This window comes from Spirosoma arboris (genome assembly GCF_009754945.1).
In the GTDB taxonomy this organism is placed as follows: Bacteria; Bacteroidota; Bacteroidia; order Cytophagales; family Spirosomataceae; genus Spirosoma; species Spirosoma arboris.
In genome coordinates this window covers 463,787-484,725 of the sequence record NZ_WPIN01000005.1, presented here as the reverse complement: position 1 = coordinate 484,725, position 20,939 = coordinate 463,787, and the positions used below count along the sequence as shown (strand labels likewise).

19 protein-coding genes are annotated in these 20,939 nt (G+C 44.5%); 13 read left to right on the top strand and 6 right to left on the bottom strand.

The genetic code is table 11. The annotated features are described in order from the left end of the window. The first annotated feature begins 321 nt into the window (after positions 1 to 321). Positions 322 to 1,110 (top strand): hypothetical protein, encoded by a 789-nt coding sequence (locus GO755_RS15995; RefSeq protein WP_227686973.1) that lies wholly within the window; start codon positions 322 to 324, stop codon positions 1,108 to 1,110. A gap of 88 nt (positions 1,111 to 1,198) precedes the next feature. On the opposite strand, the gene GO755_RS15990 is transcribed toward GO755_RS15995, so the two are convergent. Further along, positions 1,199 to 1,642, bottom strand: a complete 444-nt coding sequence (locus tag GO755_RS15990) for an OsmC family protein (RefSeq protein ID WP_157586172.1) — start codon at positions 1,640 to 1,642, stop codon at positions 1,199 to 1,201. 218 nt (positions 1,643 to 1,860) lie between these two features. On the opposite strand from GO755_RS15990, the gene GO755_RS15985 reads away from it, so the two are divergent. The 4 genes from GO755_RS15985 (at position 1,861) to metK (ending at position 6,287) form a co-directional block, all read left to right on the top strand. Beyond that, on the top strand, positions 1,861 to 2,646 hold the full coding sequence (locus GO755_RS15985; protein WP_157586171.1) for a hypothetical protein: 786 nt from the start codon (positions 1,861 to 1,863) through the stop codon (positions 2,644 to 2,646). Between the two features lie 124 nt (positions 2,647 to 2,770). Then, the gene (gene lipA / locus GO755_RS15980) at positions 2,771 to 3,649 is read left to right on the top strand and encodes a lipoyl synthase (RefSeq protein WP_157586170.1); all 879 of its coding nucleotides are present in this window, start codon (positions 2,771 to 2,773) and stop codon (positions 3,647 to 3,649) included. A gap of 86 nt (positions 3,650 to 3,735) precedes the next feature. Next, complete coding sequence (locus GO755_RS15975) at positions 3,736 to 4,926, top strand: lycopene cyclase family protein (protein WP_157586169.1); 1,191 nt, start codon at positions 3,736 to 3,738, stop codon at positions 4,924 to 4,926. A gap of 83 nt (positions 4,927 to 5,009) precedes the next feature. Continuing rightward, positions 5,010 to 6,287, top strand: coding sequence for a methionine adenosyltransferase (gene metK, locus GO755_RS15970; RefSeq protein WP_157586168.1), 1,278 nt, complete (start codon positions 5,010 to 5,012; stop codon positions 6,285 to 6,287). Positions 6,288 to 6,371: 84 nt separating this feature from the next. On the opposite strand, the gene GO755_RS15965 is transcribed toward metK, so the two are convergent. Together GO755_RS15965 and GO755_RS15960 are read right to left on the bottom strand one after the other, a co-directional pair. Next, positions 6,372 to 6,749 carry an HPF/RaiA family ribosome-associated protein gene (locus GO755_RS15965; RefSeq protein WP_157586167.1) on the bottom strand — a complete coding sequence of 126 codons (378 nt, stop codon included), beginning with the start codon at positions 6,747 to 6,749 and terminating at the stop codon, positions 6,372 to 6,374. A 212-nt stretch (positions 6,750 to 6,961) separates the two neighbouring features. Further along, positions 6,962 to 8,320: a cytochrome P450 gene (locus GO755_RS15960; protein WP_157586166.1), complete on the bottom strand. Its 1,359-nt coding sequence runs from the start codon at positions 8,318 to 8,320 to the stop codon at positions 6,962 to 6,964. Positions 8,321 to 8,660: 340 nt separating this feature from the next. Between GO755_RS15960 and GO755_RS15955 the strand changes: the two genes are divergently transcribed. Then, positions 8,661 to 9,122, top strand: a complete 462-nt coding sequence (locus GO755_RS15955; protein WP_317165885.1) for a 3-oxoacyl-ACP synthase — start codon at positions 8,661 to 8,663, stop codon at positions 9,120 to 9,122. Positions 9,123 to 9,200: 78 nt separating this feature from the next. On the opposite strand, the gene GO755_RS15950 is transcribed toward GO755_RS15955, so the two are convergent. Continuing rightward, the gene (locus tag GO755_RS15950; RefSeq protein WP_157586165.1) at positions 9,201 to 10,832 is read right to left on the bottom strand and encodes an amidohydrolase; all 1,632 of its coding nucleotides are present in this window, start codon (positions 10,830 to 10,832) and stop codon (positions 9,201 to 9,203) included. Between the two features lie 106 nt (positions 10,833 to 10,938). Between GO755_RS15950 and GO755_RS15945 the strand changes: the two genes are divergently transcribed. Continuing rightward, positions 10,939 to 12,333, top strand: a complete 1,395-nt coding sequence (locus GO755_RS15945; protein ID WP_157586164.1) for a TolC family protein — start codon at positions 10,939 to 10,941, stop codon at positions 12,331 to 12,333. 40 nt (positions 12,334 to 12,373) lie between these two features. Here GO755_RS15945 and GO755_RS15940 read toward each other — a convergent pair whose 3' ends face one another. Both GO755_RS15940 and GO755_RS15935 read right to left on the bottom strand, forming a co-directional pair. Then, positions 12,374 to 13,441 carry a DNA topoisomerase IB gene (locus GO755_RS15940; RefSeq protein ID WP_317165884.1) on the bottom strand — a complete coding sequence of 356 codons (1,068 nt, stop codon included), beginning with the start codon at positions 13,439 to 13,441 and terminating at the stop codon, positions 12,374 to 12,376. A gap of 215 nt (positions 13,442 to 13,656) precedes the next feature. Then, entirely contained in the window at positions 13,657 to 14,247 is a 591-nt protein-coding gene (locus tag GO755_RS15935) for a DUF6962 family protein (protein WP_198174845.1), read from the bottom strand. Positions 14,248 to 14,391: 144 nt separating this feature from the next. On the opposite strand from GO755_RS15935, the gene sucD reads away from it, so the two are divergent. The 6 genes from sucD (at position 14,392) to porL (ending at position 20,823) form a co-directional block, all read left to right on the top strand. Next, positions 14,392 to 15,270 (top strand): succinate--CoA ligase subunit alpha, encoded by an 879-nt coding sequence (gene sucD / locus GO755_RS15930; protein WP_157586161.1) that lies wholly within the window; start codon positions 14,392 to 14,394, stop codon positions 15,268 to 15,270. 14 nt (positions 15,271 to 15,284) lie between these two features. Beyond that, positions 15,285 to 16,532: a DUF4271 domain-containing protein gene (locus GO755_RS15925; protein ID WP_157586160.1), complete on the top strand. Its 1,248-nt coding sequence runs from the start codon at positions 15,285 to 15,287 to the stop codon at positions 16,530 to 16,532. Between the two features lie 110 nt (positions 16,533 to 16,642). After that, the gene (locus tag GO755_RS15920; RefSeq protein WP_157586159.1) at positions 16,643 to 17,425 is read left to right on the top strand and encodes a uroporphyrinogen-III synthase; all 783 of its coding nucleotides are present in this window, start codon (positions 16,643 to 16,645) and stop codon (positions 17,423 to 17,425) included. A 183-nt stretch (positions 17,426 to 17,608) separates the two neighbouring features. Further along, positions 17,609 to 18,583 carry a PorP/SprF family type IX secretion system membrane protein gene (locus GO755_RS15915; protein WP_157586158.1) on the top strand — a complete coding sequence of 325 codons (975 nt, stop codon included), beginning with the start codon at positions 17,609 to 17,611 and terminating at the stop codon, positions 18,581 to 18,583. 254 nt (positions 18,584 to 18,837) lie between these two features. Next, entirely contained in the window at positions 18,838 to 19,971 is a 1,134-nt protein-coding gene (gene porK, locus GO755_RS15910) for a T9SS ring complex lipoprotein PorK/GldK (protein ID WP_157586157.1), read from the top strand. A gap of 39 nt (positions 19,972 to 20,010) precedes the next feature. Further along, entirely contained in the window at positions 20,011 to 20,823 is an 813-nt protein-coding gene (gene porL, locus GO755_RS15905) for a type IX secretion system motor protein PorL/GldL (RefSeq protein WP_157586156.1), read from the top strand. Positions 20,824 to 20,939: the final 116 nt, after the last annotated feature.

The window sequence follows — 20,939 nt, the reverse complement described above, 5'->3', positions numbered from 1 at the left end:
AGGGAGTTTTGTAACAAATAACTGGTATTCTCGAGGTGATTTATAGAGTGTATTTGCTAATGTATTTTGTACTTATTCAAGAAGGGTTCCAGCTGACGAGGAGAATATGGGCAGTTTTCAAATAACGTAAACAGCCTACGAAAGGCATAGACTTCTTTTTTAGTCGACTTTTTTAGCTCTTTTTTTACCAGTTTTATGCCTGTCTGCTGGCGATTTTTTGCGCAAAAAAAACGCCAGCAGATAATGTTTCGATCATTTTTTTGACAAAAAAGCTCCGTTAAAACCATTAAGCCTATCCGTCGTTATTAGTTTACCAACGGTATGAAAATTATGCGATTTCAATGGATTTTAGGTTTACCTTTTCTAATTTGGCTTATTATCGGAACAACAGCCTGGGCACAGCCCGAAGCATCTGTCGAGACTTCCGCCCATAAAATTTCCGACACTGTACAGAGTAGCCGTCCAAAGTCACTTACATTCACTGCCTCAACCGACCAGCGTTTTTTTTTCTTTAGCGATACTCGTAATGCTAATAACCGGCGAGTTCCGGTCAGTGTGTATGGGGTAAGAGCTGGGTTTTTATTTCCTCCTCAGCATGATCGTCCTGCTTTGCGAGGTGGGCGTTCCGCTAGTTTTAAGGCTGGTGCGGGCTTTTACTTTATTAACCAGCGGCTCGACGAGCCCGGTTTACTACCCAACACGTCGGAATCCGTTACCCGTCATTTGCGTATTGCCACCGTGTATTATGAACGTTATCTGTTCCGCCGGAAAGCCTTTGAAGTGAGTATGCCAATTGAATTTGGATATGGACACTCGCGCTATGAACGGGATGATGACCAATTGAACAAACACGAAGTGGCGCGGGGAATTTTTTTGCCACTTGGGGTTGGGGTTGCTGCCGCCTACCAGTTCCCAACTGTACGCTGGCTACGACCCTTACACTGGTTTGGCCTAAATATACTGACCGGCTATCGCTTTATTCTAAAAAAAGATATTCCAGACAGTCAAATCAATTATACTGGTTTTTATATATCAGTTGGTCCTTCCTTTTTTCTGGAAAATCTGACCGCCGATATTAAATATTGGCGTCAGAAACGAAAAAAGCGATAATCAGTTTCTCTTTGAAGCTGATTATCGCTTTGAATTATAGGGATCTCATGATGTATTTCTCTAGTCCCAATACATCATAAGTCAACTATCAGGCTGTTACTCCTTCTTCCCATTGAATACTCACCGCCTGCTCGAGATCTGGATGAAGGCTGATGGCAACTGGGCAGGTATGCGCAATTTTTTCCAGGCGGGCGCGGGTTTCATCATCGGGTAGAAACGGCTCGCCCTCTCGATTGGCGCGGAGAATCAGGGTAATTTCAATCCGGGCAATGCGCCGAGGAGGTTGGCTTGTCATCACCTTCGTTACATCCAGTTCGCTACCAGTTAGGTCGATACCATCACGTCGGGCAAAAATCGCCATGGTTGTTATAATACAGGAGCCAAGAGCATTGGCAACAAGGTCAGTAGGAGAGAAGGCTTCCCCCAAGCCCTGATTATCAGTAGGTGCGTCGGTATTAATGTGGGTGTTTGATTGTAAATGCACACAATCTGTACGTAGACCACCCAGGTAATCAATATGAATCGTTGCCATAGAAAAAAACGTATATGCTTAGTCGGTCGAAAATTCCCTATCTTATTAGGTTAATGGATCATCCTAATAAAAACCATTGCCTAAATCTGATGGGTGCAAAGGTTTTATTCGCTGTTTCGGCTTAAACATATAAAGAATGATGTAGTTACGCTAATTGTGGCGCCTGATTTTGTGAATATACATAATAATGAGTAGCTTTAATTCAGGATTTTACGGAAATGCAAACACTATACAAAGTACTTGGACTTGCGTTAAGCTCGCTCCTGCTATCAGGCCACGTTTCTAATGCGCAAAATGCTGACAGTGAGGATGATAATTATCACACTATAACTACGTTTGGGTTGACTACCAACACGAATTCCGGGATAATTGGCGGCTTTGCGTTCCGGCAGTCGCGGCTATTGTCGGGTAAGTTGATGGGTATGCCACAATATAGTTATCTGAGTGTTGAGCTTGTTAATGTAAAGCATCCCAAAGAGATACAGTCTTCCATCAATTCTATTGGCTCGCGCTATATTGATGGGAAAGAAAATTATTTGTTTGTGTTGCGCCCATCATACGGTAGGGAAGTAAAGCTGTTCCAGAGAAATGGTGACGAAGGTATTGCGGTAAGTGGTATTCTGGCAGGAGGCCCTTCATTAGGCATCATTAAGCCCTATTATTTAGAAGTATCTTATGGGAACTCATCCCGAACAGTGCCTGCTTCCCAAGTCAACGGGTTTACTACACCAACGGGCGAGACAGTAACGGGAGCCGGAGGTTTTTTTCAAGGCCTCGATCAGTCGAAGCTAACTGTCGGGCTGAACGTAAAAGCTGCTTTGAGTTTTGAACTGAGCGCTTTTAGAGCCAATACGACTGGTGTTGAAATTGGATTTTTAGCCGAAATTTTCCCCAATAAGGTCGTTATCATTCCCAATCAAAGTCCTACTGGCAACCGGGAAGATGGCAATCGTAACTTCTTCACCTCGGCCTACCTTACGTTGTTTTTTGGAAGTAAGAAATAAAAGAAGTAAGAGGCAGGGAGCGCGGAGCACGGTTTTTTATCCATGCTATACGCTCCCTGCCTCTTACTTCTATAGTGAACTTTCCGCCCTGAAAACGAATTTTGCTGGAAAGGATTGAGGAGCCATGATCGAACTACCCGTAATACCCTCTGAACAACAACGAAAAAAGCGCCCTGATTGGCTTCGTGTAAAATTGCCAATTGGACCTGAATATGCCAAAGTTCGTAAATTAGTAGACGAGCATAAACTCCATACCATTTGTGAGAGTGGCAATTGTCCAAATATGGGCGAATGCTGGGGAGCAGGCACTGCTACATTTATGATTCTGGGTAATGTTTGTACACGAAGCTGTACTTTTTGTGCCGTGGCAACCGGACGCCCAAACGAGTACGATACCGACGAACCTCGGCGCGTGGCCGAAGCCATTGTGCTGATGAAAGTTAAACACGCTGTGATCACATCAGTCAATCGGGATGAACTGAAAGATCGGGGAGCGGAAATCTGGTATCAGACAGTGAGACTCATTAAAGAAGCATCACCCTCCACAACTATTGAGACACTCATTCCGGATACAAAAGGTAACTGGGATGCGCTTGAACGAATGATTTCGGCTGGTCAGGAAGTAGTTTCGCACAATATGGAAACCGTCGAACGGCTCTATCGCCGTGTTCGACCACAGGCTCGCTATGAACGTAGTCTTGAGCAGATCCGTCGAACGAAAGAATATGGTCAGCGAACAAAATCGGGGATTATGCTTGGTTTAGGCGAAACTCACGATGAAGTGTTTAAGGCAATGGATGATCTGGCCGAAAATGGACTTGACATACTCACACTTGGCCAATATCTGCAACCCACTAAAATGCACCACGAAGTAATTGAGTGGATTCATCCCGATACGTTTGCAATGTATCGTGAAGAAGGATTAAAGCGCGGGCTAAAATATGTAGAGTCGGGCCCATTGGTTCGATCAAGTTACCATGCAGAGAAGCATGTGAACGTGTAAGAAGACGGATAAATAAACAATTTAGCCATCTTCACCATTTTAAAGGAGAGAGTCCGGACCAACGGCCCGGACTTTTTCTTTGCTGCATGAAAAAATACGACTTCATCATCGCTGGGGGAGGTATGGCAGGCTTAAGTCTGGCATATTACCTGCTTCAGTCTCCATTACGTGATCGACGTATTCTGATTCTGGACCGCGAACAGAAAAATCGTAATGATCGGACATGGTGCTTCTGGGAGCATGAGCTCGAAGTAGGGAGGCCAGAGCGGTCTAGCCAGTTGACAGCACGACCATTTGAGTCGGTTTTGTTTCGCACCTGGCATTCGATCTCTTTTCATGGCACTACTTATTCTGGTGTACTCGATATGGGGGAGTATCAATACAAAATGCTTCGGAGTATCGACTTTTACACATTTGTAGAAACCGAACTGGCAAAATGGCCTAATGTTGAGCGGAAGAATGCGACGATCCAGCGCATAAAAGACACTCCGCAGGGCGGCTTCGTTATTGCCGATGACGAACCATATATTGCCGACTACGTATTCGATAGCACATTTGCTCTAAAATTAGACCAGCCTGAAAATCATAACCTGCTACAACATTTTAAAGGCTGGGTAATTAAGACCTCAGCTCCTTGTTTTGATCCGAAACGACCCGAAATCATGGATTTTCGTGTAGATCAGCAAGGAGATTGCAGATTTCTGTATGTATTACCTTTCGATGAAAAAACGGCCTTGATTGAGTATACAATTTTCAATTCTACACTGCTGTTCGATAAGGAATATGATGCTGAACTCCGCCAGTATATCGACCGTTTCTTAATGACAGGAGGGTATGAAATCTGCGAAACCGAATATGGGGTTATTCCCATGTCGGATGAGCAAACCCAGGAGAACCCTTCTGAACATATTGTCAGGATTGGTACATCGGGTGGTTTTACAAAAGCGTCAACGGGGTATACCTTCCACCGAACGCAGCGTTATTTGCAGGACATTGTGCAGAACCTTGCCGAAACGGGTAAGCCACATCGTATGGTGCCTTGGTTTAAGCGTCGATTTAAGCTTTACGATAGTATTTTCCTTAATGTTCTGGAAAAAAATCGACATCCGGCCGATGACATTTTTACCCGAGTGTATACCGAGAACCCCCAGCGCGTTTTCAAATTTTTGGATGAGGAAACCCGCTTTTTCGAGGAAATAAGATTATTTGCTACAATGCCGTTCTGGCCATTTCTGCTTGCCTTTTTCGATGTATTGCGCCGAAAGATAGCTGGATAACAACGAAGGCAGGAGTTGAGGGTTTGCCCCCTACCCAGAAACTCGTAGATTTGTAGCTTAAACCAAGTCATACGGATAACTCAATGCCTTATCTCTTCACTTCCGAGTCTGTTTCTGAGGGACACCCCGATAAAGTTGCCGATCAAATTTCTGACGCACTGATTGATAATTTTCTGGCGTTTGATCCATCCAGCAAAGTAGCTTGTGAAACCCTTGTTACAACTGGTCAGGTTGTTCTGGCTGGCGAAATTAAGACCGATACCTACTTAGACGTTCAGAAAATCACGCGCGAAGTGATCCGTAAAATCGGCTACACCAAGAGCGAATATATGTTCGAGGCTAATTCGTGCGGCATTTTCTCTGCCCTGCACGACCAATCAGCCGATATCAATCAGGGCGTTGATCGGCTGGTTGACAACAACGATTTTGAGTCAAAAGCGAACGCTCAAGGGGCTGGCGACCAAGGTATGATGTTCGGTTATGCCACCAACGAAACTGACAACTACATGCCATTGCCGCTCGATTTGGCTCATGCCATTCTTCGCGAAATGTCGGTGATTCGGAATAATGAATTAGAGTTGATGCCGTATCTACGTCCCGATGCCAAGTCGCAGGTGACCATTGAATATTCTGACGACGATCAACCTATTCGGATTGATACTATCGTAGTGTCGACTCAGCACGACGATTTTGCCGATGATGCAACAATGCTGGCCAAAATCAAGGAAGACATTATTAATATTGTAATTCCGCGTGTGAAAGCGGCTCAGAAAGCCGAGCTGCATGGCCTGTTTACTGATAACATTACCTACTACATCAACCCAACTGGTAAGTTTGTAATTGGTGGTCCTCATGGCGATACTGGTTTGACGGGCCGGAAGATTATTGTTGATACTTACGGCGGTAAAGGCGCGCACGGGGGCGGTGCTTTTTCGGGTAAAGATCCATCCAAAGTAGACCGTTCTGCGGCTTATGCCACTCGTCATATTGCCAAAAACTTAGTAGCCGCTGGTCTTTGTGATCAAGTACTGGTACAGGTTTCTTATGCTATTGGCGTGGCTAAACCATGTGGTCTATATGTCAATACCTATGGCACTGCCAAAGTAGATATGCACGACGGTGCTATAGCTGAGAAAGTGAGCGAAATTTTCGATATGCGCCCTTATGCTATCGAACAACGGCTTAAACTCCGCAACCCGATTTACTCGGAGACGGCTGCCTATGGTCATATGGGTCGCAAGAATGAAATCGTTAAGAAAACGTTCGGATCTAACGGGAATACGAAAGAAGTTGAAGTTGAGTTGTTCACCTGGGAAAAACTTGATTTTGTTGATAAAGTCAAAGCTGCATTTGGTTTGTAAAGTAGCACGAAAGGAACCCACGCTACTAAAATCAGAAAGCCACTCCCAAGAGTGGCTTTCTGATTTTAGTAGTACTCTAATTAGTTATAACTCATCAGGTTCAAAGACCTCGTCTTCAGCTTCAACTCTGGATGTTACCTCAGCGATAGCTGGGCTGGAAATATCACTTCGTTTTTGTTTAAATCGAACGAGTTTGTCTTTCAAGACATCCATTACCCGATCGGTTGCGCTTTCGAAGCTTTTATCGTGTTCCTTCACGAAGATTTCCTTACCTGGAATCATCAGTCGGACTTCGACGATTTTCTCTTTGACTTTATTGGAGTCAGCCCCCTCTAGTCTTAAGAACACTTCTCCGCTGATAATACGATCATGAAAAGTGTCTAGCTTATCAAGCTTAGCCTGGATAAAATCTAACAGGCTCTGATCTGCCGTGAATCTAACGGCGTGCATTTGTAGTCTCATTGTGTCGCATTTAAAGTGAACTGAAATTAGAACATCAATGGACTGTCTAAGTTTGGCTATTGGAACCACAAAGTCAAGGCTATCTACGAAAGATGCAACTGTGTTTCACAGGATTTAGCCTTCAAAAGAGGTAATCGCTTGACAGAATAGCTTTTTAATAGAAACGTGGAACGGTTAAATACAAAAATTCTTTAAAAAGTATAAATGAGAATTTACGACAAACCGATCCAAATGGATTGATTTGGACGTAGTGTGATCAGTGGCTTAGGAATGATGCGCTGATTTGGGGTCGCCTTTAACTCAAATGAACGTACTAGCATGGCTAACAAAATCTGCATTTCCATTAGCGCGAATTGATTTCCAATACATAGACGTGGGCCTCCACCAAAAGGCAGGTAAGCATAGGAATGGAGTTGGTCTTTGGGACCACCCGGTACAAATCGATCGGGGTCAAATCGATCAGGGTTAGGCCAATTAGTCGGGTCTCTGTGAAGTAGATAAGGCGAAATCAACGCGGTATCGCCTGCTGGAATAGTGTAAGGTCCAATAGAGTCTGGATTGTGCGCCCGCCGACTCATAATCCAGGCGGGTGGGTAAAGTCGCAAAGACTCCTGCACGACTTGTAGCGTATAGGTAAGCGAACGAAATAAGTCAGGTGATGGCGTTACTGCATCGCCTAATACAGTTCTGCTTTCAGCCTGGAGTCGCATAAGAACGTCGGGATGCTGACTTAAAAGATAGATTGTCCAAGCCATTGAGACAGCTGTAGTTTCGTGACCTGCCGAAAAAATGGTTACGCACTCATCGCGTAATTGCTGATCAGACATTTTTTCGCCCGTGTCTTCATCTTCGGCGCTCAGCAACATGCCTAACAAATCATCTTTATCTTCGTCACGTTGGCGTCGTTGTTCGATAACTCCGTAAATAAAAGTATCGACCTGCGTTCGGGCTCGCTTTGAGCGTACATTATCTGGTGTTGGCCAGCTATAAGGAAACCGAAGTGGGGATAACATCTTCTTATTGGCCAGATAATTAAGGTCATCGAGGGCGGCTGAGAGACCATCCAACTTTCCCGTTGTATCAGATCCAAACAGCGTTTTGCAGACAATACGCATCGTTACATCCATGAACGCCTGCGACATATTGACTGGCTGTTTGCTTCTCTGCTGTTTCAGCTCCACTATCCAGTTGGCCGTTTCGGCAATCATGGTTGTCGTTAGAGCGGCTAACCTCTGCCGATGAAAAGCGGGTTGTGCCAGCCGTCGTTGCCGTCGCCAGAAATCGCCATCACTGGTCAGTAGTCCATTTCCCAGAAAAATCTTCAGGATCTCAAACGCTGGTGAGCGACCGTAATTTCGATGATTTTCCTGTATGACATGTTTGACATCTTCAGGTCGAAGGACCAGGTACTGATGCCTTCCGCCAATACGCAGATGCACAAGCCGTTCGTGCTGACGCTGTAACGTATGCAGTGTACCCAGTGGATTGCGCAGGAAGGCGAGGGTATTTCCTAGCATGGGCAAACCTGGATGAAGTGGTACGGGAAGAGTAGAAAGATCTGTAGTTTCCATCAATGAAAAGCCATTCCGAAACAAGGTTCAGAATGGTTATAAAGATAATGTTGACCTATTAGAATTGCTATGAATTAACGACCTCTCCACCGTTTACATGAATAACTAACCCGCAAAATACTGTGCCAAAACACGTAAGCTGGCGCTAGTTCGCGGGTTGGCTGGCGCGTTCCATAGGCGTATCTTTGTCAAATTTCTCACTTCTTTCTGCGTTTTAGCTAGCCGGGTGAGTAGAGGAATCTTTACATTCATTACGTTGCTATTGGTTGCATTTTTGGGAATAAGTCAAAACGGGCAGCAAACTTTGCTGTGGAAGAAATGAAGAAACGAAATTTATAACGTGTCGAATCAACAACAAATCAAATCAGCCCTTTTCGCCCTGTGTGAAGCTTATGTACAACAACGAATCATTAACGCCCGACAAGCGATGGAAGATGCTCAGGAGGCCGCTAATTCGGAATCAAAAAGCAGTGCGGGCGATAAATATGAAACCGGTAGAGCTATGGCTCAACTCGAACGCGACCGAAATGCTCAGCTCTTAGCCGAAGCTCAGAAACTTGGTCAGGAGTTGGCTCGGTTAAACATCGAAAAAAAATATGATACTGCTCAGTCAGGTAGTATGGTCATTACGAACCGAGGATCATTTTTTATTAGTATGAGCGCTGGCAAACTCACCGTTGATGGAAGAGATTATTTTGCTATTTCAGCTGCATCTCCTATTGCAGGGGCCTTAGCAGGACGAAAAGCGGGCGATGAAACAACGTTCAACAAAATAACTTATCAGGTACTGGAAGTGTATTGAAAATAGTCTGGGTCGTCAACAATTGTCAGAAGCTGGTCTGGAGTCGTTAGTTGAACGACTCCAGACCAGCTTCTGACCTTAATAAACCCGCTCGCCACCAAGCCAGGTTTGGCGTACTTTCGTCTGGCGTAGTTTCTGATTTGGAACCGTCATAATGTCCTGGTCAAGAACCACAAAATCAGCCTGTTTACCCGGAGCGATACAACCCCGCAATTGATCTTCGAAGTTCGCATAGGCTGCCCAGCGAGTCATAGCAAGTAGGGCTGATTTTCGATCAACAGCATTTTCCATCTGGTAGCCACCTTCCGGGAAGTTTTTAGCATCCTGACGGGCTACTGCTGCATGAAAACCAAATAGTGGGTTAGGGGCCTCTACTGGAAAATCACTGCCAAAAGCAATCAGGCTATTCTGTTTCATAAGGTCATTAAATGCGTAGGCTCCTTTTACCCGAATTGGCCCCAGTCGATCACCGGCCCAGTACATGTCTGACGTGGCATGCGTAGGCTGCACAGACGGAATAATTGAATATTGGCCAAACTTCACAACATCTTCTGGGGAAACTACCTGCGCGTGTTCGATTCGCCACCGACGATCGTTTTTCTCTTTCAATAGTTTACCGTAGAGATCAAGCATTAAATGGTTGGCCGAATCACCTATGCAGTGCGTATTGGCTTGAAATTTAGACGCATACAGCAGTTTTGTTACACGCTCCAGTTCGGATGGAGCAAGCAGCAGAAAGCCGCTGGTTTCGGGACGGTCGCTATAAGGTTGACGCAGGCAAGCTCCACGTGACCCTAAAGCGCCGTCGGCGTAAAGCTTGAAGGAGCGAACGGTCAACCGATCTGTTTGGAAGGGTCCCCGTTTGAGAAAGTAATTCAGATTTGGTTCGCCGAGGCTGATCATGGCGTAATCGCGAATCTTGAGCTTACCCGCTTGTTGCAAACTATCGATCAGGTTAATTTCATCGGGGCTGATGCCTGCATCAGATATAGTCGTGAGTCCCAATGTGAAACAAGCCTTTTGCGCATTTAGCAACATGCGGGCTTTATCGGCATTGTCGGGACGTGGGATAACACGTTTAATGAATTGCATGGCATTGTCTACTAGTACGCCTGTTGGCTGGCCGTTTTCAAGGATAACTTCGCCACCCGGCAGTTTCGATCCAGCGGTTACATTGGCTAGGCGAAGAGCTTTTGAATTCACAAAGAGTGCATGACCGTCTACTCGCATCAGTGCAACAGGTACATTGGGGAAGGCAGCATCCAGTTTTTCTTTTGTCGGAAAAACTTTGTCTGGCCAGTCGTTCTGATCCCACCCACGACCGGTAAGCCAGAGAACAGTAGGGTGGGCCTTATAAAATGTTTTCAATCGTTCGAGAACCTCATCATACGATTCTGCTCCAACCAGATCGGCCTGATCAAGTACTTGACCCAGCCCCAGGAAATGAGCATGGGGATCATAGAAGCCTGGATAAACCGGTTGTCCATTCAGATCAACTGTGGTCGTGGCCTCATATTGATCGGCCAGCGCTTGTTCTTTACCTACCGCCAGAAATTTTCCATCCTCAATGACAAACGCATCGGCCATCGAAAAGCTGGAATCTGCGGTATACACTTGCGCATTTTTGACGAGCAGATCAGCCTTTTTTTTGAAGGAACAGCCCGTTAACAGAGCCGAAAGAGTAGAAAACAGCAGCAGTAGACGTTTCATGGAGATTAAAAGGAAAGATGCAAGATAAGCGAAAGGCGAATAAGCTGACGGGCCAATTGAAGATTCTCTTACTTTTGTCTTACTTGTTCTTCTCAACCTCGAATCAATGAAACTCAGCAGTTGGTTTATTTTTACTTGTCTTCCTTCTTTGGCTCTTGCTCAGCAATCCACTCAACCTGCCCAAACCCCTATTCAACGTGCCCTACGCAATGCTACTATTGTGCAGCAAGGTGAAATAGTTACGTTGGCTAACGCTATTCAAACAGCACTTGCCCAAAACTATCAAATTAAAATAACTCAGGCACAGCAGCAGATAGCTAACTATAATAATACGCTGGGCAATGCTGGTTTCTTACCTGTGTTGAGTGGTAACCTAACTAATAACAACTCAAATCAGCATATACGACAGTCTTATTTAATACAAACCACTCAGCCTACTGATCTGCCAGGAGTTGTCAGCAAAAACACGACCGCTAGTGTCAATTTAAACTGGAACATTTTCAACGGATTTGCTACGTTTTATGTGCTTGATCAGCTCAAAGAGTTAGTAAAAATTAGTGAAGTAAATACCCGAGCTAATATTGAAGCAACAGTAGCCAGTGTCTCGTCTGCTTACTATAACGTCGTGCGGCAACTACAACGTTTACTGGCTGTACGTCAAGCGCTTGATATATCACAATATCGGCTTGATCTTGCCAAAACTAACTTTGAAGTGGGTAGTTTCTCGAAGGTAGATTATCTAACCGCTCAAGTTGATTATAATGTAGATAGTGCTTCCCTGATTGCTCAGCAACTGGCGCTCTCTAATGCTAAAATTTTACTGAATACACTGTTAGTACGTGATCCTGTTACTGAATTTGCTGTGCAGGATACAATTCTGGTGCGCTCCAATTTAGTTCTGGAGCAGTTACGTGAATCACTGCTGGCTAATAACCCATTATTGGCGGCTGCTGTCCTAAACCGTCGGGTTGCGGATTTAAATATAAAATTGGCCGAGGCACAACAATACCCAACCGTAAATTTATTGTCTGGCTATGCGTACACGGCCATTAATAACCAGGCGGGGGGGACCTCAATTTTAGCATCAGCCCATAACAATGGTCTGACCTATGGCATTCAGGCATCGTTACCTATTTTTAATGGATTTAATCTACGCCGTCAAAAGCAGGTGGCTGCCGTTAATTCACTAGCTGCTGAATATCAGACGAATAATCAGCGAGTACAGCTCGAGCAGGCACTTACGCAAACATTTCAACAGTATAGATCTAACTTACAGTTACTGTCACTTGAAGTACAGAACTATAAAATTACTACGCAAAACGTAGATATTGCCTATGACCGTTACCGGCTAGGAACCTTGACCGCTGTAGGTTTTCGTGATGTGCAGCGAAATCTGCTCGATGCTCAACTTCGATTAATTGATGCTGAATACAATTCCAAAACTGCAGAGATCGAACTCCTTCGGCTAAGTAGTACGATCACTCAGGAACTTGGGCGGTAAGTAAGTGGAGTAAGTGTACTAGACATGTTATCTACTACACTTACTCCACCAACTTTATCTGATCTTTCAGAAATTTTAGCAGTAATTTCTCAATCCCATCCAGTCCTAAAGGATCAGTCTGCCGAAACCGTGCTTTTTGCTTAATATACGGGTTCAAATCCTTACACTCATAGGCTTCCAAAATCTGCGGATGCACATAGTGTTTCCGACAAACAGCACGTGTGTTCCCTAATTGATGAGAAACCTCGTCAAGAATTGTGTTTACATTCTTTTTCAATTCTTTTTCCGTGTCACAAGGCTCCAGCTCGACTAAAAGTCGCAGCGCGTTTACTGTACCGGCCCAGGTACGGAAGTCCTTTGCCGAAAAATCGTCGCCCATTGTTTCATGCAGATAATCGTTTACCATACCTGAGTCGACGACATGCCGTTTGCCATCCGAATCAAGATACTGAAATAACTCTTTGCCTGGAAGGGCGCGACAGGCCTTTATTAGGCGTGATAAGCGTCGGTCGTGGAGAGAAATGTCGTGGTAAATACCTTTCTTGCCTTTAAAACTAAAGCGCACTTCACTGCCTTCGAACGTAACATGCCGGTTTTTGAGGGTTGTTAAGCCATAGGAGCCATATTCTTTCTCATAAGCAGCATTACCCACCCGAATCAGAGTTTGCTCCATTACACTGAGAGCAATGGCAATTACTTTCTCACGTGAAAGACTACTAGTTTTCAGATCGTTAGCTAAGCGTGCCCGAAGTAGCGGCAGTGCTTCGCCGAAGGCTACCATTCGAAAGAATTTTGTCTCGCTCCGAATCGTGTTCCATTTCGCATGATAACGATATTGTTTCCGATTCTTAGCGTCGATGCCAGTTGCCTGTAAATGGCCATTGGCTCTGGGGCTAATCCAAACGTTCTCCCAGGCTGGGGGAAGCACCATGCTACGAATGCGTAGAAGCGTTTCTTCATCCTCCACCAAGCTGCCCTTAGCGTCAATGTATGTAAACTGGTTGCCTGTTTTCTGACGATGAATACCCGGCATGGTATCATTCATATACACAAGTCGAGCGGCTCGAGCCACTTGAGCTGGATCGTGTGCTAATTCTAATAAATTCACGTTCGTTGAGTCGTTTAATAAAATTAAGCAGAGAGATACCAAGCCCACAGAACCATAGCCAAACCGTTTACTTCTTCTTGTTTATCAACTCTTTGGCCTTAGTGTCTTTATGTTTAATTTATATTTTTCTCTTCCCATTTCAGAAAGGATTGAGTGCGTAACTCGTTGCTTAAAGCATTGGTTAGATTTGCTTCTTCTTTTTTAGATAAGTGCGTTTACACTACCCCAACGCGCCAGTCTGAAGCCTTCCCAAAAAGCCAGAGGGCAACTGTTGTTGCATAATGATAAAAATCGGTAGGGTGTATTAGGGAATCGAACGCTTCGGCTTTGGTAGCCAATCCCATCATCATGGCTGCCAATACTACCCACAAACCTCGTTTGTTGCGTTGCAGTAATGAAAAGACGGCCATTAACATCAACACTAAAATACCAAGAGATGGTACAATAGGTGTGAAGACGCGCACATCAGGGAGCAACAAGCTGATGAATAAAAGTATTCCCAATACAACAGTAGCTATAAATGTGATTAGGGAAAGATTCTGTCGATTCAGTAAGGCATATACGGCAGTAACTACGCATACAACGCCTAAGCTATCAGATAACACAATCATAGATTGATGCAGAGGCTCAAGCGATTCATCTCCAGCAAAATAAATGACTCCAATTAAGGCTGCCAACGATGTTATTAATAAAAAGAAGCCCCATAAGAGCCGATTAAAGAGAGAAATGCGGCCGAAAAAGTGCCAGAACACCCCGACGCCCGCTCCAGCCAGAATAGAGCCAGAAAGGATGTGCGAAAAAATCATCACGTAATTTACGAAGTTTCGGCTACTTTTGCCCAACTTTTAAAGACGCAAGAAGGGTAGATGGGCGATTGGGAAGTCTCGCATCCCTTATCTATTCCTCTTTTCTTTGCATAACTGTATCGCCAACGATTTCTAAAACCTGTCATGTCTGTTTTAGTCAACAAAGATTCTAAAGTTATCGTCCAGGGCTTTACTGGCTCGGAAGGCAGTTTTCATGCCCAGCAGATGATCGAATATGGTACCAACGTTGTTGGGGGCGTAACACCTGGAAAAGGTGGTCAAACGCACCTCGATCGACCTGTATTCAACACCGTTCAGCAGGCTGTTGATCAGGCCGGAGCCAACGTCTCCATTATTTTCGTACCACCTGCTTTTGCTGCCGATGCCATTATGGAAGCTGCTGAAGCCGGTATTAAGGTAATCATCTGTATTACCGAGGGTATTCCGACGGAAGACATGGTAGCCGTGAAAAATTACTTAGCCGATAAGGATGTTCGACTCATCGGGCCAAACTGTCCTGGTGTTATGACTGCCGAAGAGTGTAAAGTAGGTATCATGCCTGGTTTTATCTTTAAAAAAGGCAGGATCGGTATTGTTTCCAAATCTGGAACGCTTACTTACGAAGCAGTCGATCAACTAACCAAAGCTGGACTGGGTCAATCAACGGCAATTGGTATCGGAGGTGACCCAATCATTGGCACGACGACTAAGCAGGCAGTTGAACTGTTAATGAATGATCCCGACACAGATGCGATCGTTATGATCGGTGAAATTGGTGGAGGAATGGAAGCGGAAGCCGCCCGCTGGATTAAAGCCGACGGTAACCGCAAACCCGTTGTTGGCTTTATTGCCGGACAAACTGCCCCCAAAGGCCGTCGAATGGGTCACGCTGGTGCCATTGTTGGTGGTGCTGATGATACCGCTGCTGCTAAAATGGCCATCATGCGCGAATGTGGAATCCATGTGGTTGAATCACCTGCTCTCATAGGCGACACAATGCTGAAAGCGTTGGGGGAAAATTAATGTGTAATGAGCGAATGAGTGAATTAGTGACGGTCCGACGCTTCGGTAAGCAAATTCAATATGAGTCAGGAACGCAACATGCGTTTTTCAATTCACTCATTCACTCATTCATTCATTCGCTCGTTCTTCTTTTCATAGTTAATAGCGCTATCGCCCAACCCCGTACAACTGGTGTTGGGCCTAATGGACGCTATTATCCCGTCCATGATTTCCACGATGATTTTCAGGTATATGACGAACGGGCAAAAGCTTATGTCCCCTATATCGTTGAATTACATGCCGACCAGACAGCGCTGAGCGTTTACGTAGATCTGGAAAGTAATCGGCATTATAGCCTGATGATAGCTACCCAGAAGGATGGGTATCTCTTTATTAACGCAGCACTCAAGCGAAAACTCCGTGCCGACCAATGGCAGGTTTTAAACATAGATAGTCTGTATCGACTCTATCGTCAGCCTGAAATTTTCCTGACTATTTACGGAGCTCCGGGTCTCAATGATAAGCAGCTATTTATTGGTTATCCTAAATCGGCGACGCAAAAGCCCGTTGTTCTGCGTGACGATAATCTGAGCGTACGGCCTCGTGCCCGAACAATCTACGATAATTTTATAGGATTAGGCCTATTGTTTTTACTAACTACGCATGCCTTTCTGTACTCTTTTTATCACCGGGCTTTTCACCGATTTTATAGTTTACGTGATTTAGTATCAATGCGGGCACAGGACGATTCTTTCCTCATTAATCGACCTCTAAGTAGCACCAATACACTGTTCGCCCTCAATTTAAGCTTTGTTATTGCTTATCTGATCGTCCTCATACAAAGCCGTAACATAGATATGTTCGCGTCGCGCACATTATTATTGGGTGAACAGCATATGGGCTGGCTACTAGGTGAGTTTTTTTTGCTGAGTGGAGTTGCATTCTTAAGCTTGATCGGCAAATATGTTGCATTGGAGATAATGGGTGGCTTATATAAATTAGAGGAGGTTGTTAATGTTCACTATTTCAAAATCTTACAGGCTTCTTTACTATTTTTCACGTCTTTAACCTTGCTGCTTGCTGTTATAGCCTATAATACCTCGACTACTATATGGTCACAGAATGCACTGCTGTTGCCTTTGATTGGTTTCTATGCTGCTCGCTTAACACTTTTATACTTCGTCATACGTAGTGTCGACCCTATCAAGAATCTTTATTTATTTTCGTACCTTTGTATCGTTGAATTGATTCCACTCATCATCGGTTTGCGTTTTGCGCTGTGATGAATGAGTTTTCAGTCAACAGTATGCCGCTGGCAGTCAGCAAATGCATGTTAAGACTGTCGACGAAAACTGTTAACTGCCAACTGACTATTGACCCGAGTAGAGATTCAATGAACGAGACTAGTATGCAATCCACAGAGGCCCGGCTTACGAAAGTGAATCGGATGTTAGTAACCCAATCCCGACCCGCCGACGAAAAATCTCCGTATTTTGATTTAGTTAGCAAGTATAATCTCCAGATCGACTTTCGTCCTTTTATTCAAATTGAGGGTGTGTCGTTTAAGGATTTTCGTCGTCAGAAAATCAATATCCTGGCTCATACGGCTATTATTTTTACCAGCCGAAATGCCATCGATCACTTCTTTCGGATTTGCCAGGAAGGTCGGATTGAAGTTCCGGCCGATATGAAGTACTTCTGTATTTCGGAGCAGACAGCTAACTATTTGCAGAAGTACATTGTCATTCGAAAGCGTAAAATCTTTAACGGTACCAAAACGGCTACCGAACTGTTTGACCTGATCAAGAAACATAAGAACGAAAAATTCCTGTTTCCCTGCTCAAACATCCGCCGGAATGATATTCCCGAGTTCATGGATACCAGCAGTCTGCATTTTACGGAAGCTGTTATGTATGAGACCGTTCCAACAGATCTGTCGGATTTGGATATAAAAAGCTATGATATCATCGCTTTCTTTAGTCCGTCGGGCGTCAGTTCATTATTGAGCAATTTTCCTGATTTTAATCAGAATGGAACAAGGATGGCAGCGTTTGGCCCAACCACTGCCAAAGCAATTACGGATGCTGGCTTAACCCTTGATATTGAGGCTCCATTGCCCAATGCGCCGTCTATGACTGGGGCCTTAGATTTGTATCTAAAAAAGGCTAATAACTAATAAATAATTGCCGCTAAACAAAACTGAATGCCGGAACCGAGAAATAACCTCATTTCCGGCATTTAGCCTTTATTTCCGGGCCAATAATTTGTCTTTACACGCGTTTAGTTGTAAACTGTGATATTGTTTAACAGAAGGCTGTAATCCTTGATCAATAGTCATTCTGAATTTCGTTTAGGCCGTATGATTCGCACACTTTACGTTTACGCTTTATTGCTTCTAGCGATTGCTGCACCAACCGCCCGGGCGCAGCAAGATCCGCAGTTTAGTTTATACATGTATAATCCGCTTTATTATAACCCGGCAGCGGCTGGATCGGAGGGCGTATCACGACTGCAAATCACACAACGAACGCAGTATATAGGTTACCAGACTGTTGGTAATGGCGACGGTAGTGCAGCACAAAGCACGCAGATGCTCTCATTCAATATGCCATTGGCTAAAATTAAAAGTGGTATCGGTATTTATGCACTCAACGATAAATATGGACCGTCAATTAATCAAGCCGTACAGTTATCCTATGCTTATCGTCTGGCATTGAAAAATGGAACACTGGCATTAGGTGTGCAAGCAGGAATGTTTAATCGGGGATTTGACTTTGGGCAATTTCGAGCTACTGACCCGAATGATCCTCTTATTCCAACCGGCCGTATCAATCAGTTCAAGCCTGATATTGGGGCCGGAGTCTATTACAACACCACCGACTACTGGCTGGGCGTTAGCGTGTCGCACCTAAATCAGGCTACATATAGTTATGTTACTGATCGCTCGATTGATGCCTCAGAGCCTAAAGCTTATTTGTCGGCAGGTTACCGGCTTGGCTTGGGCTATAATATTGATATACAGCCATCATTATTGGTTCAATACAGTACAAAACAAGGAATTCGGGGATCTGTAGCTGTTGCTAATATAATTGGTACCTATGATAATCGAATTTGGGCAGGCCTTGGTTTTCGGTTCAAAGATGCTGTCATGGCTACAGCTGGTATAAATTTAATGCGTAACAACGCCTTACGCGTTGGCTATTCATTAGATATTACGACGGGGGGAGCACAAATAAAAAGTCCGGCATCGCACGAAATCATATTAGGTTATGCATTGCCAGCACCAGATGCCCGAAAGAAGCCAATTGTAAGAACTCCACGTTTTCGATATTAATTTTGCACCGGTAAATAGCTTGATTTCGGTAATTCAGACCATTTTGGCAATATTCTTGTTAGGCAGTTTGCAGCTAGTAGCTTATTTTTGGGGAAGTAGGCTGGTTTAACACCAAATTCGTTTACCTGAATAGTACTGAATTTGAGTAAGAATACTGATAGAAAATAATTCTGAACCCGGTTTTACATACAATAACCAAAAAGATTTTCGTTTTTAGTCTGGTCTCGCACAAGAAGAAGAAGAAAAGTTCTACGATGATGAAGTATAACTGGTTAACAGTCAACGCAACCCGGGTAGTGATGGTCGCAGCAGTAGTACTGCTTATGCAAGGTTGTGGCTTTCTGAAGTCAAAATTTGGAGGCAAAGGCGGCAAAGGAGGAGAAGTTGGCGTCACAAACGGGGAAATTACAGCAACCGGGCGTAAAGGCTGGAAACAACCTACTCCTTATGGCATGGTTTTGATCCCTTCAGGTTCATTTATTATGGGGCAAGCCGACGAAGACGTGGCGGCTACCCAGATCAACATGAACCGGCAGGTGACGATCAGTTCATTCTACATGGATGATGCTGAAATTTCAAATCACGAGTATCGGCAGTATGTCAATGCCTTGTTGGCCGACTCCGTGTCTACGCTGGGCGAAGAAGAGATCATGTCCAAATATTACCCAGATACAACCGTTTGGAAAAACGATTTCACTTACCACAATGGTGATCCTATGCTGGAGCATTACTATGCGCACCCTGCTTTTGACACATATCCTGTAGTAGGTGTAAGCTGGATTGCTGCTAAGCATTTCTGTAAATGGCGTACAAATATGCTCGATGATTTCCGTAATAAAGAGGGAGGCTATCGGTCGTTTGGATTTCGCCTGCCGTCAGAGGCTGAGTGGGAATGGGCTGCTCGTGGTGGCAAAAATGGAGCTAAGTACCCATGGGGTAACCCTTATGTGGCTAACGGCAAAGGATGTTATTTAGCCAACTTCAAACCACAACGTGGTAATTTTGACGCAGATGGCTATCCATACACAGCTCCAGCAACCGCCTATAGCCCCAATGATTATGGCCTATATAATATGGCCGGTAATGTAGCTGAATGGTGTCGCGATGCCTATGCTGAAAACACAAATGCTATTGTGTGGGATATGAATCCTGATAACCAGAATGCCGATGAGCCTCGTAAAGTGGTTCGCGGAGGTTCCTGGAAAGACATCGCCTACTACCTCGAAACAGGTACCCGTTATTATGAATATGAAGACCAGAAACGTTCTTACATTGGGTTCCGTTGTGTGATGGATAACCTAGAAGGACGGACTGCATCGGCTCGTGGAGGTAAAGTAGGGGGGAGTAGCAAGAGCAAAAGCAGCAAGAAAGCAGCTAAAAAAGTATAACTAAAGTCAATTACCTATTCCATCCAACAATCGCTTATCATGGCAGCAGAAAAATCCACAAGTTTCTTTTGGGATCGTTTAGTACCAACCATTTATAGTGCTGGGGCAGCCGTCGTTATCTTCGGAGCCTGGGCTAAAATTACGCACAACGAGCAGTTTGGCTTCATGCTAACGCTCGGCCTGTTAACCGAAGTAGTTATTTTTGCCTTATACGCAGTTCAAAGTTTTACAATGCCAGCTATATCAGGCGATGGATATGCCTGGGAAAAAGTTTATCCTGAATTGGCTGATGATTTTAAAGGAGAAGCTCGTAAGCCAGCTCCACAAGCTAATGGGTTGACTGGTAACATGGACCAGATGTTAGCACAAGCCAAAGTGACGCCTGACGTATTCGAACGTTTAGGCACTGGTTTTCGCAGTCTTAATGAAACAGTATCGAAAATCAAAGATCTTACCGATGCAACCGTAGCTACGAATGATTATGCTAAGAGTGTAAAATCGGCATCGAGTTCGATTACTGAAATGAATAAATCGTATGGTACAGCTATCACGGCGATGAATTCAATGGCCGATGCGACTACTGAAGCGAAGGATTACCGGGATCAATTCCAGAAAGTAACCAAAAATATGGGTGCTTTAAATGCAGTTTATGAACTGGAGTTACAGGACACCAACAAGCATTTGAAAGCAATGAACGCGTTCTATGGTAGCTTGACGGCTGCGATGGAAAACATGAGTGATGCTAGTCGTGATACACAACAGTTTAAAAACGAACTAGCTAAACTGACGGGTAATTTAGCCTCTCTCAATGGTGTGTATGGCAGTATGCTGACAGCCATGCGTGGCAACTAAAAACGGTTTACACTATCGCAGTACAAACTAATATGGAAGTTCGTACTGCGATAGATAAGGTAGACTTCTCTCTTCATAACACATAACCGCTAAAGCGGACTGTTCCACAATTTTTT

Coding starts and splice junctions, on each gene's coding strand:
- GO755_RS15995 (WP_227686973.1), top strand. CDS start 322: ATGAAAATTATGCGATTTCAATGGATTTTAGGTTTACCTTTTCTAATT.
- GO755_RS15990 (WP_157586172.1), bottom strand. CDS start 1,642: ATGGCAACGATTCATATTGATTACCTGGGTGGTCTACGTACAGATTGT.
- GO755_RS15985 (WP_157586171.1), top strand. CDS start 1,861: ATGCAAACACTATACAAAGTACTTGGACTTGCGTTAAGCTCGCTCCTG.
- lipA (WP_157586170.1), top strand. CDS start 2,771: ATGATCGAACTACCCGTAATACCCTCTGAACAACAACGAAAAAAGCGC.
- GO755_RS15975 (WP_157586169.1), top strand. CDS start 3,736: ATGAAAAAATACGACTTCATCATCGCTGGGGGAGGTATGGCAGGCTTA.
- metK (WP_157586168.1), top strand. CDS start 5,010: ATGCCTTATCTCTTCACTTCCGAGTCTGTTTCTGAGGGACACCCCGAT.
- GO755_RS15965 (WP_157586167.1), bottom strand. CDS start 6,749: ATGAGACTACAAATGCACGCCGTTAGATTCACGGCAGATCAGAGCCTG.
- GO755_RS15960 (WP_157586166.1), bottom strand. CDS start 8,320: ATGGAAACTACAGATCTTTCTACTCTTCCCGTACCACTTCATCCAGGT.
- GO755_RS15950 (WP_157586165.1), bottom strand. CDS start 10,832: ATGAAACGTCTACTGCTGCTGTTTTCTACTCTTTCGGCTCTGTTAACG.
- GO755_RS15945 (WP_157586164.1), top strand. CDS start 10,939: ATGAAACTCAGCAGTTGGTTTATTTTTACTTGTCTTCCTTCTTTGGCT.
- GO755_RS15935 (WP_198174845.1), bottom strand. CDS start 14,247: ATGATTTTTTCGCACATCCTTTCTGGCTCTATTCTGGCTGGAGCGGGC.
- sucD (WP_157586161.1), top strand. CDS start 14,392: ATGTCTGTTTTAGTCAACAAAGATTCTAAAGTTATCGTCCAGGGCTTT.
- GO755_RS15925 (WP_157586160.1), top strand. CDS start 15,285: ATGAGTGAATTAGTGACGGTCCGACGCTTCGGTAAGCAAATTCAATAT.
- GO755_RS15920 (WP_157586159.1), top strand. CDS start 16,643: ATGAACGAGACTAGTATGCAATCCACAGAGGCCCGGCTTACGAAAGTG.
- GO755_RS15915 (WP_157586158.1), top strand. CDS start 17,609: ATGATTCGCACACTTTACGTTTACGCTTTATTGCTTCTAGCGATTGCT.
- porK (WP_157586157.1), top strand. CDS start 18,838: ATGATGAAGTATAACTGGTTAACAGTCAACGCAACCCGGGTAGTGATG.
- porL (WP_157586156.1), top strand. CDS start 20,011: ATGGCAGCAGAAAAATCCACAAGTTTCTTTTGGGATCGTTTAGTACCA.